General features: G+C 70.5%; 14 protein-coding genes. 4 read left to right on the top strand and 10 right to left on the bottom strand.

From position 1 onward, the window contains the following. Positions 1–178: 178 nt before the first annotated feature. Positions 179–823, bottom strand: a complete 645-nt coding sequence (locus tag ACH4TV_RS18640; RefSeq protein WP_398399309.1) for a TetR/AcrR family transcriptional regulator — start codon at positions 821–823, stop codon at positions 179–181. Between the two features lie 207 nt (positions 824–1,030). Between ACH4TV_RS18640 and ACH4TV_RS18635 the strand changes: the two genes are divergently transcribed. From ACH4TV_RS18635 to atzF, 4 genes are all read left to right on the top strand, one after another. Continuing rightward, the gene (locus ACH4TV_RS18635) at positions 1,031–1,855 is read left to right on the top strand and encodes an urea amidolyase associated protein UAAP1 (protein WP_398399307.1); all 825 of its coding nucleotides are present in this window, start codon (positions 1,031–1,033) and stop codon (positions 1,853–1,855) included. Continuing rightward, the gene (locus ACH4TV_RS18630; RefSeq protein ID WP_398399305.1) at positions 1,852–2,463 is read left to right on the top strand and encodes an urea amidolyase associated protein UAAP2; all 612 of its coding nucleotides are present in this window, start codon (positions 1,852–1,854) and stop codon (positions 2,461–2,463) included. Before ACH4TV_RS18635 ends, ACH4TV_RS18630 begins: the two co-directional genes overlap by 4 nt. After that, on the top strand, positions 2,460–5,975 hold the full coding sequence (locus ACH4TV_RS18625; RefSeq protein WP_398399303.1) for a 5-oxoprolinase/urea amidolyase family protein: 3,516 nt from the start codon (positions 2,460–2,462) through the stop codon (positions 5,973–5,975). The genes ACH4TV_RS18630 and ACH4TV_RS18625 overlap by 4 nt, the downstream gene beginning before the upstream one ends. Before the next feature lie 482 nt (positions 5,976–6,457). Then, the gene (gene atzF, locus ACH4TV_RS18620) at positions 6,458–8,191 is read left to right on the top strand and encodes an allophanate hydrolase (RefSeq protein WP_398399301.1); all 1,734 of its coding nucleotides are present in this window, start codon (positions 6,458–6,460) and stop codon (positions 8,189–8,191) included. A gap of 76 nt (positions 8,192–8,267) precedes the next feature. Here atzF and ACH4TV_RS18615 read toward each other — a convergent pair whose 3' ends face one another. The 9 genes from ACH4TV_RS18615 to ACH4TV_RS18575 all read right to left on the bottom strand — a co-directional run bounded on the left by ACH4TV_RS18615 (position 8,268) and on the right by ACH4TV_RS18575 (position 17,207). Continuing rightward, entirely contained in the window at positions 8,268–11,129 is a 2,862-nt protein-coding gene (locus tag ACH4TV_RS18615; protein ID WP_398399299.1) for a DEAD/DEAH box helicase, read from the bottom strand. Between the two features lie 151 nt (positions 11,130–11,280). Then, positions 11,281–12,243 (bottom strand): twin-arginine translocase subunit TatC, encoded by a 963-nt coding sequence (tatC, locus tag ACH4TV_RS18610; protein ID WP_398399297.1) that lies wholly within the window; start codon positions 12,241–12,243, stop codon positions 11,281–11,283. Positions 12,244–12,296: 53 nt separating this feature from the next. Beyond that, positions 12,297–12,581, bottom strand: a complete 285-nt coding sequence (gene tatA / locus ACH4TV_RS18605; protein WP_398399295.1) for a Sec-independent protein translocase subunit TatA — start codon at positions 12,579–12,581, stop codon at positions 12,297–12,299. A gap of 258 nt (positions 12,582–12,839) precedes the next feature. Further along, a complete protein-coding gene (locus tag ACH4TV_RS18600) occupies positions 12,840–13,034 on the bottom strand; it encodes a hypothetical protein (protein ID WP_398399293.1) in 195 nt (64 codons plus the stop codon). 179 nt (positions 13,035–13,213) lie between these two features. Beyond that, on the bottom strand, positions 13,214–13,507 hold the full coding sequence (locus ACH4TV_RS18595) for a hypothetical protein (RefSeq protein ID WP_398399291.1): 294 nt from the start codon (positions 13,505–13,507) through the stop codon (positions 13,214–13,216). Beyond that, a complete protein-coding gene (locus ACH4TV_RS18590; RefSeq protein WP_398399289.1) occupies positions 13,504–14,550 on the bottom strand; it encodes a helix-turn-helix transcriptional regulator in 1,047 nt (348 codons plus the stop codon). Before ACH4TV_RS18590 ends, ACH4TV_RS18595 begins: the two co-directional genes overlap by 4 nt. 16 nt (positions 14,551–14,566) lie before the next feature. Beyond that, entirely contained in the window at positions 14,567–15,520 is a 954-nt protein-coding gene (locus ACH4TV_RS18585) for a helix-turn-helix transcriptional regulator (protein ID WP_398399287.1), read from the bottom strand. Positions 15,521–15,721: 201 nt separating this feature from the next. Then, complete coding sequence (locus ACH4TV_RS18580; RefSeq protein WP_398399285.1) at positions 15,722–16,093, bottom strand: FKBP-type peptidyl-prolyl cis-trans isomerase; 372 nt, start codon at positions 16,091–16,093, stop codon at positions 15,722–15,724. Between the two features lie 109 nt (positions 16,094–16,202). Beyond that, positions 16,203–17,207, bottom strand: coding sequence for an FKBP-type peptidyl-prolyl cis-trans isomerase (locus ACH4TV_RS18575; protein WP_398399283.1), 1,005 nt, complete (start codon positions 17,205–17,207; stop codon positions 16,203–16,205). Between the last annotated feature and the right edge of the window lie 27 nt (positions 17,208–17,234).

Raw genomic sequence — 17,234 nt, 5'->3', positions numbered from 1 at the left:
ACGCCGTGTCATATTCGGCAAGGCTCTGAAATGCCCCCTTCGACTGGAGTAGTCTCAGCCCATTTGCACGCTGCGGATGCAATCGCACACACTGCGTCACGACGCATGGGCGTACGAAAACCACTCACCGTGACGGGTGAATGCGGGCCTCCGGAACCCCGGGGCGCCGCCGCGGGCCTCAGATACCGGCGATGCGCAGTGCCGCGTCCGCCGTGGCTTCCGCGAACGCCGAGACCGGGCGCTCGGGGTCGGAGCGGTGCACCAGGATCACGCCCTCGATGAGCCCGAAGAGCAGATCCGTCCGCAGGTCCAGCTCACTCTTGGCGAGCATCCCGCCGGCCGCGGTGCCGGCGAGCAACTGCCGGTAGGCGTCCTTGAGCTCGGCCCGTACGGCATGGAACCCGGCGAAGCGTTCGGCGCGCACCTCGGGGAGGAGGTAGAGGCCGCCGAGGTTGTGCGAGCCGCCGCACAGCAGCTCGACGTCGGTGCGGCACAACTCCCACAACCGGCCCTCGGCCGGGGCCGCGTCGTCGGCGAGCAACTGGCGGGCGTACGTCAGCGACGGTGTGACCGTGGACTCCAGGAGCTCGGCAAGCAGCTCCTCCTTGCCGGAGACGTAGTGATACATGGATGCCTGGCGCATCCCCGCCCGCTCGGCGATGGTCCGGGTGGTGGTGGCCGCATAGCCTCGGGTCGTGAACAACTCGGCAGCGGCGGCGAGCAGTTCGGCTCGCGGGGTGAGCCCACTGTCCGGCCGCTGCGCGGCCCGCGGCCTGCCGACGCGCCGCACACCCGGCTCACCCGGCCTACCCGTCGTTCCCATGTGTTCGATCCTCGCATACCGCCCGGTCCGATGATCTCCGTGAGGAATCGGTAACGGGACAGAAACACATGGGCAATTCCGGCGTCGCGTCGCCCGCCTAATTTCTGTCGCGCGACAGAAATCAAGTACCAGGACAAGCACCAGGACACGTACGACCCCTACAGGCAGTACGACCCGCAGCACGACTTCGGAGCCGGAGGACCCGCGATGGGGACATCGACCACGTACGGAGCCCGCGACCACGCCCGCGCCCAGGGAGGCGCCCGGGCCGACGCCATGCCCGTCGTCCCGGCCGCCGACTGGCCGGAGCCGCCCTCTGCGGCGGGCCGGCTGGTGTGGGCCGAGACGGTGGCGGGCGGCAACTACACGCACCGGGTGCTGGCCCGCGGCACCGAGCTACGCCTGACCGACCTGCACGGCGACGCCTGCGCCCATCTGCTGCTGTTCGTCGCGGACCGGCCCTGGGAGCGGCTGAACGTCGCCGACACCGTCAAGGTGCAGTGGAACGCCTACCTCGGCGAGGGACAGCTGCTCCTGTCCGACCAGGGCCGCGTCCTCGCCACCCTGGTCGCCGACACCTCCGGGCGCCACGACGCGCTGTGCGGCACCTCCGCCCTCGTACGCAACACCGACCGCTATGGCGACGGCACCCCGCAGTCGCCCTCCCCCGCAGGCCGCGAGCTGTTCAAGCTGGCCGCCGCCAAGAACGGCCTCCAGCCGCGCGATCTGCCGCCTTCGCTCTCCTTCTTCCAGGGCGTGGAGATACGTGAGGACGGCTCCCTCGACTTCACCGGCTCGGCCGGACCGGGCGGCAGTGTGACGCTGCGCGCCGAGCAGGACGTCACGGTGCTCATCGCGAACGTCCCGCACCCCGCCGACCCGCGCGACGCCTACACCAGCACCCCGCTGGAGGTGCTGGCCTGGCGCGCGGAGGCGACCGGGCCCGGCGACCCCCTGTGGGAGGCCACCCCCGAGGGCCGCCGCGCCTTCCTCAACACCGCCGAATTCCTCGCCACGAGGGGGCTCGCATGACCGTCGTTCCCGCCCGCGCCGCCTGGTCGTCCGTCGTCCGCGCCGGCGAGACGCTGACCATCACCGACCTGCACGGCAACCAGGCCGTCGACTTCCTCGTGTACGACGCCCACGACACATCCGTTCGCTACAGCGCGCCCGACACGATCCACGCGCAGGGCGGCATCTTCCTCACCACGGGCAGCGTCCTGATGTCGAACGAGCACACCCCCCTGATGACCGTGGTCGCCGACGACGTCGGCCGGCACGACACGGTCGGCGGCGCCTGCTCCAAGGAGTCGAACTCCCTCCGGTACGGCCACCACACCTGGTCGCAGCACGCGTGCGTCGACAACTTCCTCGCCGAGGGTGCCAAACACGGCCTGGGCAAAAGGGACTTGGTCTCCAACATCAACTGGTACATGAACGTGCCGGTGGAGAAGGACGGCACGCTCGGCATCGTCGACGGTCTCTCGTCGCCCGGGCTGCAACTCGTACTCCGCGCCGAGCAGGACGTCCTGGTCCTCGTCTCCAACTGCCCCCAGATCAACAACCCCTGCAACGGCTTCGAGCCGACTGCCGTGGAGATGACCATCGTTGGCACCGGCTCCGCGGCGGAAGCCTCATGAGCTTCGACACGCTACTGGTCGCCAACCGGGGCGAGATCGCGGTACGGATCATCCGTACGGCACGGGAGTTGGGCCTGCGCACGGTCGCGGTGTACTCCGACCCCGACCGCTCCGCCCCGCACGTCCGGCTCGCCGACGAGGCGGTGCGGCTCGGTCCGGCGCCCGCGAAGGAGTCGTACCTCGACGCCGACCTGGTGCTGGCGGCTGCCAAGGAGACGGGCGCCGGGGCGATCCATCCCGGGTACGGCTTCCTCTCCGAGGACGCGGCCTTCGCGCGGCGCTGCGAGGACGCCGGGATCGTGTTCGTGGGGCCGACGCCGGGGCAGCTGGAGCTGTTCGGCGCGAAGCACACGGCCCGGGCTGCGGCCGAGGCGGCGGGCGTGCCGCTGGCGCCGGGAACAGGGCTGCTGGCCTCGCTGGAGGAGGCTGTGGAGCAGGCCGCCGCCATCGGCTATCCCGTGATGCTCAAGGCGACCGGCGGGGGCGGCGGCATCGGCATGTCGGCGTGCGCCTCGCCCGCCGAACTCGCCGACGCCTGGGAGCGGGTGCAGCGCGTCGCCGCCGCCTCCTTCTCCTCGGCGGGCGTGTTCCTGGAACGGCTCGTCGAACGGGCCCGCCATGTCGAGGTACAGGTCTTCGGCGACGGCGAGGGCAGGGTGGTCACCTTCGGCGACCGCGACTGCTCGCTCCAGCGCCGCAACCAGAAGGTGGTGGAGGAAGCTCCGGCGCCGGGGATACCCGCGCGTGTCCGGGCCCAACTAGCCACCGCCGCAAGCGCCTTGTGTACCTCCGTCGGCTACCGCTCCGCCGGCACGGTGGAGTTCGTGTACGACGCCGCCCGCGAGGAGGCGTACTTCCTGGAGGTCAACACCCGGCTCCAGGTGGAGCATCCGGTCACGGAGGAGATCTACGGCGTCGACCTCGTCGCCTGGATGTTGCGCCTGGCCCGCGGTGAGCGAGACGTCGTACGGGATCCCGGTACGCCCCGGGGCCATGCCGTCGAGGCCCGCGTCTACGCCGAGGACCCGTCCCGCGAACACCGGCCCAGCGCGGGCCTGTTGACGCGGGTGGAGTTCCCGGGCGGGGTGCGGATCGACGGCTGGGTGGAGACGGGCACCGAGGTGACCACGTCGTACGACCCCATGCTCGCCAAGGTGATCGCGTACGGCTCCGACCGGGAACACGCACTGCGCCGGCTCGACGAGGCGCTGGCCCGCACCCGGGTCGACGGCATCGAGACGAACCTCGGGTTGGTGCGGGCGGCACTGGCGCACCGGGACTTCCGCTCCGCGACGCACTCGACGGCGACCCTCGCCGGGGTGAGCGACCCGACTCCGCGCATCGAGGTCGTCTCCGGCGGAACGCTCACCACCGTCCAGGACTGGCCGGGCCGCACCGGCTACTGGCAGGTGGGCGTCCCTCCGTGCGGCCCGATGGACGACCGTTCCTTCCGCCTCGGCAACCGCGCCCTGGGCAACGACGAGGGCGCACCCGGCCTCGAATGCACCCTCCAGGGCCCGGCGTTGAGGTTCTCGCACCCCACGACCGTGTGCGTGACGGGCGCCCCGGCACCGGTTACCCTCAACGGCACGCCGGTCGCGCAGTGGGAGCCGGTGACGGTACCGGCGGGTGCCGTACTGGAGATCGGCGCCCCGGCAGACCAGGGCCTGCGGACGTACGTACTCTTCGCCGACGGCGGCCTGGACGTGCCGCCGTTCCTCGGCAGCGCGGCCACCTTCACGCTGGGCAGATTCGGCGGACACGGCGGCCGGGCGCTGCGCACGGGCGACGTCCTGCACGGCGGAGCGGTGACGGCATCGGCGACCCCGGTACCCCCGCACGACCGCCCGGAGTTCGCGTCCCCCTGGCACATCGGCGCCGTCGAAGGCCCGCACGCGGCACCGGAGTTCTTCACCGAGGAGGACATCCACGACTTCTACGCGGCCGACTGGAAGGTCCACTTCAACTCGGCCCGCACCGGCGTACGACTCGTCGGCCCCAAGCCCCGCTGGGCACGCACCGACGGCGGTGAGGCCGGCCTGCACCCGTCCAACATCCATGACACGCCGTACTCCGTGGGCGCCGTCGACTACACGGGCGACATGCCGGTCCTGCTGGGCCCGGACGGCCCCTCCCTCGGCGGCTTCGTGTGCCCGGCGACCGTCATCAGCACGGAGCGCTGGAAACTGGGCCAGCTGCGCCCGGGCGACACGGTCCGTTTCGCACCGGTGGACACAACGGGCGTGCCTCGGGCCGCGATTGTCGACGGGGGCGTACTGGCCCGGGACGGCGACATCACGTACCGCCGCAGCGGCGACGACAACCTGCTCGTCGAATTCGGGCCAATGCAGCTTGACTTGGCACTCCGAATGCGCGTCCACGCCCTGATGGAGGCGGTGACGGAGGCGTCCTTGGAGGGCGTGACGGACCTGACGCCGGGCATCCGCTCACTCCAGATCCAGGCGAGTCCGACCCTGCTCCCCCAGCCCGAACTCCTGGCTGCCGTAAGGGAGATAGCAACCGGCATGCCCCCGACAGACCGCCTGGCTGTCCCCTCCCGTACGGTCCACCTCCCCCTCTCCTGGGACGACCCGGCGACCCGCGAGGCGATCGCCCGCTACATGGCGGGCGTCCGCGACGACGCCCCCTGGTGCCCGTGGAACATCGAGTTCATCCGCCGGGTCAACGGCCTGGACTCGGTGGACGACGTGTACCGCACGGTCTTCGAGGCGGAGTACCTCGTACTGGGCCTGGGAGACGTCTACTTGGGCGCGCCCGTGGCAACTCCGCTGGACCCCCGCCACCGCCTCGTGACGACGAAATACAACCCGGCCCGCACCTGGACGGCCGAGAACTCGGTCGGCATCGGCGGCGCGTACCTCTGCGTCTACGGCATGGAGGGCCCCGGCGGCTACCAGTTCGTCGGCCGTACGACCCAGGTCTGGTCGGGCTGGCAGCAGCGCGGCGCGTTCGAGCCGGGCTCACCGTGGCTGCTCCGCTTCTTCGACCGCATCAAGTGGTACGCCGTGGACCCCGACGAACTCCTCGACCTGCGCGCCGACATCGTCTCGGGCCGCTTCGTCCCACGCATCGAGGAGGGCGTCTTCTCCTTGGCCGAGCACGAGGCGTTCCTCGCGCAGAACGCCGAGTCGATAGCGGAGTTCCGCTCCCGCCAGGGCACGGCCTTCTCCGCGGAACGGGACGCCTGGGAGGCAGCGGGCGAGTTCACCAGGGCAGAGGCGGTCACCGCACCACCGGCCGCCTCCCCCGAGGTGACGATCCCGCCCGGGGGCCGCCTGATAGAGGCCGAATTCGCCGCGTCGGTCTGGCAGTTGAACGTCTCGCCGGGCGACGAGGTGACAGCGGGCCAGCCGCTCCTGGCCCTGGAGGCGATGAAGATGGAATCCCGGATACACGCCCCGGCAGCAGGGGTCGTCCACCAGATCCTGATCAAACCGGGCACCCAGGTGGAGGCGGGCACAGCACTGATGGTCCTGACCCCGATCACCTGAGGGTCACGCCTGAGAGACGTTTCTCGCCCCCGCCGCCCCTACCCGTCCCATCCTCGGGGGCGCTGCCCCCGAACCCCCGCTCCTCAAACTCCCCCAGAGGGGGACCCCCAAGAGGCTGACATACCAGCCCGCCGGCGACCGAGGACAAGCCCCCTCCAGCCCCAGCTTCGTTCCCACCCACCCGCCGGGCCACATCTTCAGCCCAGGCCCCGGCAGCTCAACCCGTCCGGCGTTGGAGGACAAGGCCCCTTCAGCCCCAGCTTCTTTCCCACCCACCCGCCGGGCCACATCTTCAGCCCAGGCCCCGGCAGCCCAGCCCGTCCGGCGTTGGAGGACAAGGCCCCTTCAGCCCCAGCTTCTTTCCCGCCCACCCGCCCCCGCCGCTTCTACAGCCCAGGCCCAGGCACCCCAGCCCGTCCGGCGTTTGAGGACAAGGCCCGTTCAGGGCCGTAGCAGGGGTCTGGGGGCGGCAGCCCCCAGGGATGGGAACGGGTAAGGGCGGCGGGGGCGAAACAAACACCACCCACAACCAAGGAGCACAGATGTCGACCCTGACCCGAGTCCGCATGGCCTACGCCCGCATCGACGCCGTGGACCGCCCCGAGGTCTGGATCGACCTACGCCCCCTCGCAGAGGTCGAGACAGAGGCCACCCGCATCGACGACCGCCTCGCCGCAGGCGAACACCTCCCCCTCGCCGGCAAACTCTTCGCCGCCAAGGGCAACATCGACGTCCAAGGCCTCCCCACCACCGCCGGCTGCCCGGCCTACGCCTACCTCCCCGAGGCCGACGCCCCCGTCGTCGCCCGCCTCCGAAACGCCGGCGCCATCATTCTCGGCACCACCAACCTCGACCAGTTCGCCACCGGCCTCGTCGGCACCCGCTCCCCCCACGGCCCCGTCCGCAACGCCCACGACCCCACCCGCATCAGCGGCGGATCAAGCTCCGGCTCCGCCACCGCCGTAGCGCTCGGCCTCGTCGACTTCGCCCTCGGCACCGACACCGCCGGCTCCGGCCGCGTTCCCGCCGCCTTCAACGGCATCGTCGGCCTCAAGCCCACCCGGGGCCTGGTCCCCACCACCGGCGTCGTCCCGGCCTGCGCCTCCCTCGACTGCGTGACCGTCTTCGCCCGTACGCTCCCCGAGGCCGAACAGGCACTCGCCCACATGGCATCCCCGCCCGACCGCGACCTCCCCGCCCTCGCCCAGCGCGCCCCCGGCCCCTGGCGCGTAGCGGTCCCGCCCCTCGACCAGCTCGGGGAACTCGACCCGGGCTGGGCACAGGCCTACGAAGCCGCCGTCGCCCAACTCCGCACCGCGGGCGCCTCCGTCCGCACGATCGACCTCACCCCGTTCACCGAGGCCGCCGCGATGCTGTACCAGGGCGCGTTCGTCGCGGAGCGCTACACAGCGGTAGGTGCGTTTGTCGACAAGTTGATCGCCGAGGGGGGCGAGGGGAGCACGACCCTCGACCCCACCGTCGCCGGCATCATCACCCGCGCCCGCGACATCCCCGCCCACCAGCTCTACGCGGACCAGGAGCGGCTGGCAGCCCTGCGCACCCACGCGCTCGCCGAACTGGCCGACGCCGACGCGCTGTTGCTGCCCACGGCCCCCGGTCACCCCACCCTCGCCGAGGTCGCCGCCGATCCGCTGGGCGCCAACGCCCGCCTGGGCCGTTTCACCAACTCCACGAACCTCTTCGACCTGGCCGCGGTCGCCGTACCCGGGGGCGAGGTCGACGGTCTCCCCTTCGGTGTGATGCTGATCGGCCCGGCGTTCACCGACGAACGGCTCGCCACGATCGCCCGTCTGCTCCAGCCCGAGGCCCGCCTCGCGGTGGTCGGCGCGCATCTCGCGGGCCAGCCACTGAACCCCCAGCTCCTCGCCCTGGGCGCCCGGTTGGAGCGTACGACCACGACGGCCCCCGTCTACCGTCTGCACGCCCTCGCCACCACTCCGCCGAAGCCGGGCCTCGTCCACGTCGGCGACAAAGAGACCGGCGGAACGGCCGTGGAGGCCGAGGTGTGGCGCCTCCCGGCCGAAGGCCTCGGCCGTCTCCTCGCCGCCCTCCCCCGCCCGATGGCCCTGGGCCGCGTCGAACTCGCCGACGGCACCCACGTACCCGGCTTCCTGTGCGAGCCGGCCGCCCTCGAAGGCGCCGAGGACATCACGACGTACGGCGGCTGGCGCGCGTACCTGAACGACCGCCTCTGAACAACCGCCGGGTGCGCGCGAGCAACGGCACACAACCCCGCACGCACGCACCCACCCACTCCTACCGACCTACCGGCTAGCCAACCGACGAGTAGGCCACAACCCCCCGCAGCAGCCCTTCCACGGCCTTGCGCGCGTTCTTCGCGACCGTCGAGCCCTCACCACCGGAGACCGGCGCCGCCGCCGAGATCTGGCCGAGGACGTCGATGACCTGCTTGCACCACCGTACGAAGTCACCCGCCGGCATCTCCGCCTCGCGCAGCACCTCGTCGAGGCCCTTGCCCGAGGCCCACTCGTAGGCCGCCCACGCGAAGCCGAGGTCCGGCTCGCGCTGGCCCACGCCCTCGCTCTGGGTGATCCGGAACTCCTCCTCCAGCGCGTCGAGCCGGCCCCAGATGCGGACCATCTCGCCGAGTGCGGCCTTGGCCTTGCCGGACGGCAGCTTCGGCGCCATGGCGTCGTCGCCGGCCCGCGACTCGTACACCAACGCCGAGACGCACGCGGCGAGTTCGGCGGGCGCGAGCCCGTTCCACACGCCCGCACGCAGGCATTCACTCGTGAGCAGGTCCAACTCGCCGTAGAGCCGGGCGAGCCGCTTGCCGTGCTCCGTCACCTCGTCGGAGCGCAGATAGTCCAGCTCGGTGAGCAGGGCGACGATGCGGTCGAACGTACGCGCGATGGTGTTCGTACGGCCTTCGATGCGCCGCTCCAGCTGCGAGGTGTCGCGCTGCAGCCGGTAGTAGCGCTCGGCCCAACGGGCATGGTCCTCACGGTCGTTGCAGCCGTGACAGGCGTGGGCGCGGATCGCGGTGCGCAACCGGGCGATCTCGCGGTCGTCGGCCGCCTGGGACCGCTGCTTGCGCGACCGCTCGGACGGGATGTGCCCGGCCTTGGTGCGCAGCGCGGAGGCGAGGTCGCGGCGGGACTGCGGCGAGCGCGGGTTGAAGGACTTGGGGATCCGCATCCGCTCCAGCGGCTCGACAGGCACCGGGAAGTCCATCGACGCCAGCCGCTTCACCTGCCGTTCAGCCGTCAGCACCAGCGGACGCGGGCCGTCGTGCTGCTCGAAGCCGCGATGGCCGTTCGACCGGCCGGCGGGCAGCCCCGGGTCCAGGACGAGCGCGAGGCCCGCATACTTGCCCGTGGGGACGTGGATGATGTCACCGGGCTTGAGCTTCTCCAGGGCGACGGCGGCCTCGGCACGCCGCTGGGCGGCGCCCTGCCGGGCCAGGTCGGTCTCGCGGTCCTTGAGGTCGCGGCGCAGTCCCGCGTACTCCTCGAAGTCGCCCAGGTGGCAGGTCATGGACTCCTTGTAGCCGTCCAGGCCCTCCTCGTTGCGCTGCACCTGCCGGGAGATCCCGACGACCGACTTGTCGGCCTGGAACTGCGCGAACGAGGTCTCCAGCAGCTCGCGCGACCGGTGCCGCCCGAACTGCTCCACAAGGTTGACCGCCATGTTGTACGACGGCTTGAAGCTGGAGCGCAGCGGGTACGTGCGCGTGCCGGCCAGTCCCGCCAGGTGGTCGGGGCTCATGCCCCGCTGCCATAGGACGACGGCGTGGCCCTCGACATCGATGCCGCGACGGCCGGCGCGGCCGGTCAACTGGGTGTACTCGCCCGGCGTGATGTCGGCGTGCTGCTCGCCGTTCCACTTGACGAGCTTCTCCAGCACGACCGAGCGGGCGGGCATGTTGATGCCGAGGGCGAGGGTCTCGGTGGCGAACACGGCCTTCACGAGGCCCTGCACGAAGAGTTCCTCGACGACTTCCTTGAACGTGGGCAGCATGCCCGCGTGGTGGGCGGCGATGCCCCGCTCCAGGCCCTCCAGCCACTCGTAGTACCCCAGGACGTGCAGGTCCTCGGTGGGGATGGAGGAGGTGCGCGATTCGACGATGCCCCGCACCCGTTCCCGCGCCTCGTCGTCGTTCAGCCGCAGCCCCGCGTACATGCACTGCTGTACGGCGGCCTCGCAGGCCGCGCGGCTGAAGATGAACGTGATGGCGGGCAACAGGCCCTCGGAGTCGAGCCGTTCGATGACTTCGGGACGCCCCGGTGTCCACACGCGTGAGCGCGATCTGCGCTCCCTCTCGCGGTCGGCCTCACGCATGGCACGCCCGCGTTTGCGGTCCTGGAAGGAGGGCCGCTGGGCCTCCATCCGCGCGAGCCGGGTGAGGTCGGGGTTGACGGCCTTCTTGCTGCCCTCACCCTCTTCGAAGAGGTCGTACATCCGGCGCCCGGCGAGCACATGCTGGAACAGGGGCACGGGCCGGTGCTCGGAGACGATCACCTGGGTGTCGCCGCGGACGGTGTCGAGCCAGTCGCCGAACTCCTCGGCGTTGGACACGGTGGCCGACAGCGAGACGAGAGTGACCGACTCGGGGAGGTGAATGATCACTTCCTCCCACACGGCGCCGCGGAAGCGGTCGGAGAGGTAGTGCACCTCGTCCATGACCACGTAACCGAGGCCGAGGAGGGTCTGCGAGCCCGCGTACAGCATGTTCCGCAGCACCTCGGTGGTCATCACGACCACCGGGGCATCGGAGTTGACACTGTTGTCGCCGGTGAGCAGGCCGACCTTGTCCGCGCCGTAACGCCGGGACAGGTCCGCGTACTTCTGGTTCGACAGCGCCTTGATGGGTGTCGTGTAGAAGCACTTCTTGCCCTGCTGGAGGGCGAGATGGACGGCGAACTCGCCGACGATCGTCTTGCCCGAACCGGTGGGGGCGGCCACCAGCACGCCCTTCCCCGCTTCGAGTGCCTGACAGGCCTCGATCTGGAAGGGGTCGAGGCCGAAGTCGTACATCTCGCGGAAGGACGCGAGCGCGGTGGCCTGCTCGACAGCGCGCCTGCGCGCTGCCGCATACCGCTCGGCCGGTGAGAGATCCTCTGTCATCGTGCTTTCGAGACTACCGGCCCCCACTGACAACAGGACGATCATTATCCGGATCGGTGCCTGTGAGACCCAGGATCTCCGCAGCTCAGCGCCGACGACGGCCCGGAGGGCGCGGAGCCCCGCGACGCGGAAGCGGCCGGGTGCGCCGTGTGGGCGCGCCCGGCCGCTTCCGCGTCGGTGTGATGCGAAGAGTGCTTCAGGTCACATCGTCGTAGCCGTTGACCCGCTCCGTGCCTGCCTGTTCGGGCAGGGCGCGGCTGGCGGAGACGGTCTCGATCTCGCCGATGTCCTCCGGGGTGAGGTCCAGGTCGGAGGCCTCGTCGTCGCCGGGGCCCGCCTCGTCGCGCCGGCGCCTGCGCCGGTCGTTCGTCAGCGAGACCGCCACCGCGCCGAAGTACAGGATCCAGATCGGTCCGGCGAGCGCCAGCATGGTCAACGGGTCCGTACTGGGCGTCGCGACCGCCGCGAACACCGTGATGCCCATGATCATGGCACGCCACCAGCCGGCCATGCGCTTGCCGGTGATGATCCCGGTGAAGTTGAGCATGACCAGCAGCAGCGGCAGTTCGAAGGAGAGACCGAAGACGAGCACCATGCGCGTGACGAGGTCGAGCAGGTCGTCCAGCGGCAGCAGGTTGTCGACGCCGAACGGCGTGAACTCGATCAGCACCTTCGCGGTGGTCGGGAGTACCCGGTAGGCGAAGTAGGCCCCGCCGAGGAACAGCGGGACACCGGATGCGACGAACGCGTACGCGTACTTCTTCTCGTTCTTGTGCAGGCCCGGGGCGACGAACGCCCAGAGCTGGTAGAGCCAGACCGGGGAGGCGAGCACGACGCCGGCCATCAGCGACACCTTCAGCGCGAGCGTGAAGGGTGCGAGCAGGCCGTTGATCGTGATCTGCGCGCAGGGGTTGTCCCCCTCGGCCTGCTGCTTCGCCAGCTCGGAGAAGGATGACGGGCATCCGACCGAGTCGAGCACGGGCTTGGTGAAGAAGTTGATGATGTCGTTGTAGAAGAAGGCGGCCACGACCGTGACGGCGACGATCGCCAGCAGGGCCTTCGCGACCCGGTTGCGGAGCTCACGGAGGTGCTCCACGAGGGGCATCCGCCCCTCGGGATCCCTCCCCTTCTCCTCCTTGTTGCGGGCAGACTTAAGCAACCCACGTCCTCATCTCGTGCGGCAGGCCGGAGGCGTCCGGCCTTGCGTCTGCATCAGCGCTTGGTCGTGTCCGTCGGCTCGGTGACCGGGCGCGAGCTCGTCACGTCACCGGGGGCTGCCTGGATGGTGCGCTGAGCCGGGGACTGCTCGTCGGTGGTCGGCGGGCCGGCGGGGGCCGTCTCCTGGCCCTCCGACTTCATCGCCTTGGCCTCGCTCTTCAGGATGCGCGCGGACTTGCCCAGCGAGCGCGCCATGTCCGGAAGCTTCTTCGCGCCGAACAGCAGGATGATGACGACGAGGATGAGAATGATCTCGGGAGCTCCGAGCCTTCCGAACATAAGTCTTTACCTTCTCACCGAGGCGGCTGGGTGGGGGTGCTGTCCGATCGTTCGGACAGGTGTCCGACCGTCGTGTTCACAGCGATCGTAACGCTCTGGGGTAAACCTGAGGCAATCCCTGTGCGTACTCCCGGTTTGCGGTCCGGGCCTCGTTTGCCGGCCGCGATCAGCAGCGTACCTGCCGACACCGACAAGGTGACAGGGCGAAGTCGCCCAAAACACATCAACCCATGAACTCACAGAAGAGCCGCCTCGGACTCACAGCGCATCAACAGAGCGTGCCGTGTGCACCGCGGCTTTTTCCAGGTCCTCGGCGGCACGGTTGATACGCCGCGCCGAGTCCATGACCTGCTGCCCCAGCCGCTGCGCCTCCAGGAAGACCCGGACGGCGAGCACCCCGAGAACGGCCAGACCCAGGAACCCCACAGCGATCGCGAACATCGGCCAGAACATGCCACGGAGCCTAGCGGCATTTCCAGCACGTCCGGAGTTCAAGGGCGGCCGGGGGCATTTCAGCCCGTCCGGCGTATGAGGACGAGCGCGTGCAGCGCGAAAGGGGGGCTGGGGGCGCAGCCCTCAGGGATGGGAACGGGTAAGGGCGACGGGGGCGAAGAACACACACCAGCGCACCCTCAAGACGGCCCAGCCAGCCGCAGGGTCCTGACCCCTCCCCCGGTGAGCAGCTCGACGACGCGTTCACCGGCCGGTTTGCGGACGGTCACGTCGCAGTCGGGGCAGGTGAAGGAGTAGAAGGTGGTGCGGCTGGTGGCGCCGATGGCCAGGCGCAGGGCGCTCGCGGTGAGCTCGAAGCTGCCGCGGCAGTCCGGGCAGGCGGCCCGGAACACCACGGGGGCCACTCTTCGCATCCCCGCGAAGGCTGCCTCCACCGTCATTTCCCGCACACCTGACACCGGAGACTCGCTCAACGCCCCTGCTCCCGCCTGTCGTACAGCCCGTCCTGGACTCCCTGCGCCCCGTGGGCGTCCTGCGGTCCGTCGTACGCCGTCAGCGCCTCCCTGGCGGCCTGCCGGGCACTGTCCGCCAGGCCCTGCGGGGAGACGATGCGCCCGTCGCGGCCGAGCCGCAGCGCCAGACGCCGCAGGGACGCCGGATCGGGGGTGCGCAGGGTGATGCGCAGACCGCCGTCGGGAAGCTCGTCGGCGCTGTCGTGCGGGTAGTACTCGGCGACCCAGCGCCCCCCGGGCCCGACCTCGACGACGACTTCGGGGTCCTCGGCGGCCGGCTGCACCAGCCCCTCCGACAGGTCCCGCAGCTCTATCTCGGGCGGTGCGGACGGCTCGTCCAGGATCCTGATCTCGGCGACCCGGTCGAGGCGGAACGTGCGGCGCGCCTCGGAGCGCCGGCACCATGCCTCCACGTACGTGTGCCCGACGCTGACCAGGCGGATCGGGTCGATCTCCCGTTCGCTGAGCTCGTCGCGCGCGGGCGAGTAGTAGCGGATCCACAGGCGGCGCCGCTCGGAGATCGCCCGGTCGACGTCCGCGAAGACCCCGCCCTCGGACTCGAAGGTCACCGACAGCCGCGCGCTGGCCCCGGCGGCCTCGCCGGCCGCCGTCTCCACCTTGGCGGTGGCCCGCAGCAGCGCCTGCCGGTCGCCCTCGCGCAGCCCGGGCAGCGTGGACACCGCGCGGGCGGCGACCAGCAGCGCGGTCGCCTCGTCGGCGGCCAGCCTGAGCGGTTCGGCCGCCTCCTCCCCGAGGGCCGCGGGGTTGTGCCACCAGATCCGGTCACCGTCGGTGTCGATGTCGAGGAGGTCGCCACCGCGGAAGCTGGTGCCGCACATGGGCAGCACATCCAGGTCCGAGACCAGCTCGTCCTCGGTGATTCCGAACGCGCGGGCGACATCGCCGACACGCGCGCCGGGCCGCTCGCGCAGATACGTCACCAGGGACAGCATCCGCCGCGTCTGGTCGATGGCGTTCACGGGCCTGACCGGTTTGCCTGCCACTTGCTTGTGCTCCCCCTCAGCCCTTGGCCACAGCGCGCAGCCGGTCCACCACGTCGGCGCGCAGCTCGGCCGGCTCCAGGACCACCACATCCGGCCCGAACTCCACCAGCCAGGCGTCCAGCCCGTGCCCGTACGGAATCTCCAACTCGTCCCAGCCGTCGCCGAGTTCCCGGACCTGGGCCGCCTTCGCCCGAAGGGGGTAACCGGCGCCCGCCCGCAGCCGGATCAGCGCGGACCGGTCGGCGGTCTCGCCCGCCCAGCTGGCGACGGTCTCGCGGACGGTGACGACGTCGGGGACCTCGGCGGTGTACTTCGCGCCCCGGCTGCGAACCTTGCCGGTGATCCGCGACAGCCGGAACACCCGTTCGGCGCCCCGGTCGCGGTCCCAGCCCGCGAGATACCAGTGGCCGCGCCAGCACTCCAGCGCCCACGGCTCCACATGACGAGGCTCGGGGCGGACGGCGGTGGCCTTGCGATAGTCGAAGACGACCGGGCGGCGGTCCCGGCAGGCCAGCATCAGCGGTTCGAAGGCGGCCTCGTGCACCGGAATGCGCGGCTCCAGGGCGCCGTGCCACTCGTACGGGTCAACGTCCTCGGGCAGCCCGGCCGCGCGCAGCTTCTGCAGGGCGCCGCTGGCCGCACCGGCGAGGCGGGCCTGCTGCCAGACCTTCGCGGCCAGGCCCAGGGCGGCGGCCTCCTCGGCGTCGAGGGCGATGGGCGGCAGCCGGTTGCTGTCACGGCCGGCGCGATAGCCGACCTCACCGTCGAGGTTCTCCACCGTCTCGATGACCAGCCCGAGCTCGCGCAGATCGTCCTTGTCCCGCTCGAACATCCGGTTGAACGAGTCGTCGCTGCCCGCTTCGAGGTAGGCCTCGATGGAGTCGCGCAGCTCGCGTTTGCTCAGCGGCCGGCGCGTTCCGAGCAGGCACAGCGCCAGGTTCATCAGCCGCTCTGCCTTGGCAATGGCCATCGACGCCCTTCGCCTTCCCTATGGTGCTTACGACGGATGACCGTACCGCCCCGAAGTGGCGCGGCAAAAGCCGAGGGCCCATGCCCGGACAGGCATGGACCCCGGATGATCGAGTCCGGTCACATCCCGTACCGATGTCGTACGACGATCCGACCTGATCCCGATCCCATTCGACTGTCGTGCGACGATCGGACCGGACGGTCAGACCGCGATCAGGTCCACCACGAAGATCAGCGTCTCGCCCGGCTTGATCGCCGGGGTCGGGCTCTGGTTGCCGTAGGCGAGGTGGGCCGGGATGGTCAGCTCACGCCGGCCGCCGACCTTCATGCCCTGGACACCCTGGTCCCAGCCCTTGATGACCCGGCCGCCGCCCAGCGGGAACTTGAACGGGTTGCCCCGGTTCCAGCTGGCGTCGAACTCCTCGCCCGTGCTGAAGGACACTCCCACGTAGTGGACGGTGACGTTCTGACCCGCCTTCGCTTCGGCTCCGTCGCCCTCCCAGATGTCCTTGATCTGGAGGTCCGCCGGGGGCTCGCCGCCGGGGAAGTCGATCTCGGGCTTCTCGATGCTCACGTCTCTGGCTCCTGCTGGTGAATGAACAAAGGCAACGCGCACAGTCTTTCATCCCCGGCGAGGTGACGCCCGCGCCAGGCCGACCTCCACGAAGAGGTCACACAAGGGCTCACATCTTGGCGAGGATGTCCACGGAGAACACCAGCACCGAGTCCTTCTCGATACCGCTGCCCTGCGGCGGGTTGTCGCCGTAGCCCAGGGCCGGCGGAATCGAGATCATCACGCGGCTGCCGACCTTCTTGCCCGTCAGCCCCTGCGACCAGCCCTTGACGACCTGCGACAACCCGAACGAGACCAGCTGCCCGTTCTTGTACGACGAGTCGAACTCCTTGCCGGTGTCCCACAGCACGCCCTTGTACTGCACGAGGACCGACTCGGTCTCCTTGACGACCTCGCCCTCGCCCTCGATGACGTAGTTCGCCACCAGCTTCGTGGGCGCGGCGGACTTCGGGATCTCGATCGAGGGAGCCGCCCCGTCGGTGTTCGTACCGACCTTCGGCAGAGCGGCGTCGTCCTGGGCGACGACCTTGCCCTTCGCCGAGCTCTTCGCGTTGAACGTGTCCACGACGTCCACGACGAAGACCAGCGTGTCGGTGCCCTTGATGCCCGCCTGCGCGTTGCCCTGCGTGCCGTAGCCCCAGGTCGGCGGGACGGCCATCTCGACACGGCTGCCGGCCTTCTTGCCCGTCAGCGCATACCGCCAGCCGTCGATGATGCTGCCCTGCGCGAGCTGGATGACGAGCGCGGTCCCCCGGTCGTACGAGTTGTCGAAGACCTTCGCCGAATCCCAGACCTGGCCCAGGTAGTTCGCCACGACGTAGTCGTTCTCCACGACCGTCTTGCCGTTGCCCGCGACGAGCGTCTTCACCGCGAGATCCTTCGACGCGGCACCGCTGCCCTTGGCCACCGTCGGCTTCTCGCCGAACTTCGCCCCCGCGGTGACCGCCGGCAGCGGACCGTCGACGATCTTCGGAGCCGGAGCGCCGGACGAACCCGACGCCGAAGGGGACGGGCTGCTGTCACTGGCCTTGCTCGTGTCGGACTTGTCGTCACCGCATCCGGCGAGTGTGACAAGTCCGGCAGGTACGGCAAGGAGAACTGAGCGTCGGCGCACGGTGAAAGCCTCGTATCGGTGTCGATC

The organism is Streptomyces sp. NPDC020898 (assembly GCF_044333925.1).
Taxonomy (GTDB): domain Bacteria; phylum Actinomycetota; class Actinomycetes; order Streptomycetales; family Streptomycetaceae; genus Streptomyces.
This window is presented reverse-complemented; position numbering and strand designations above follow the sequence as displayed.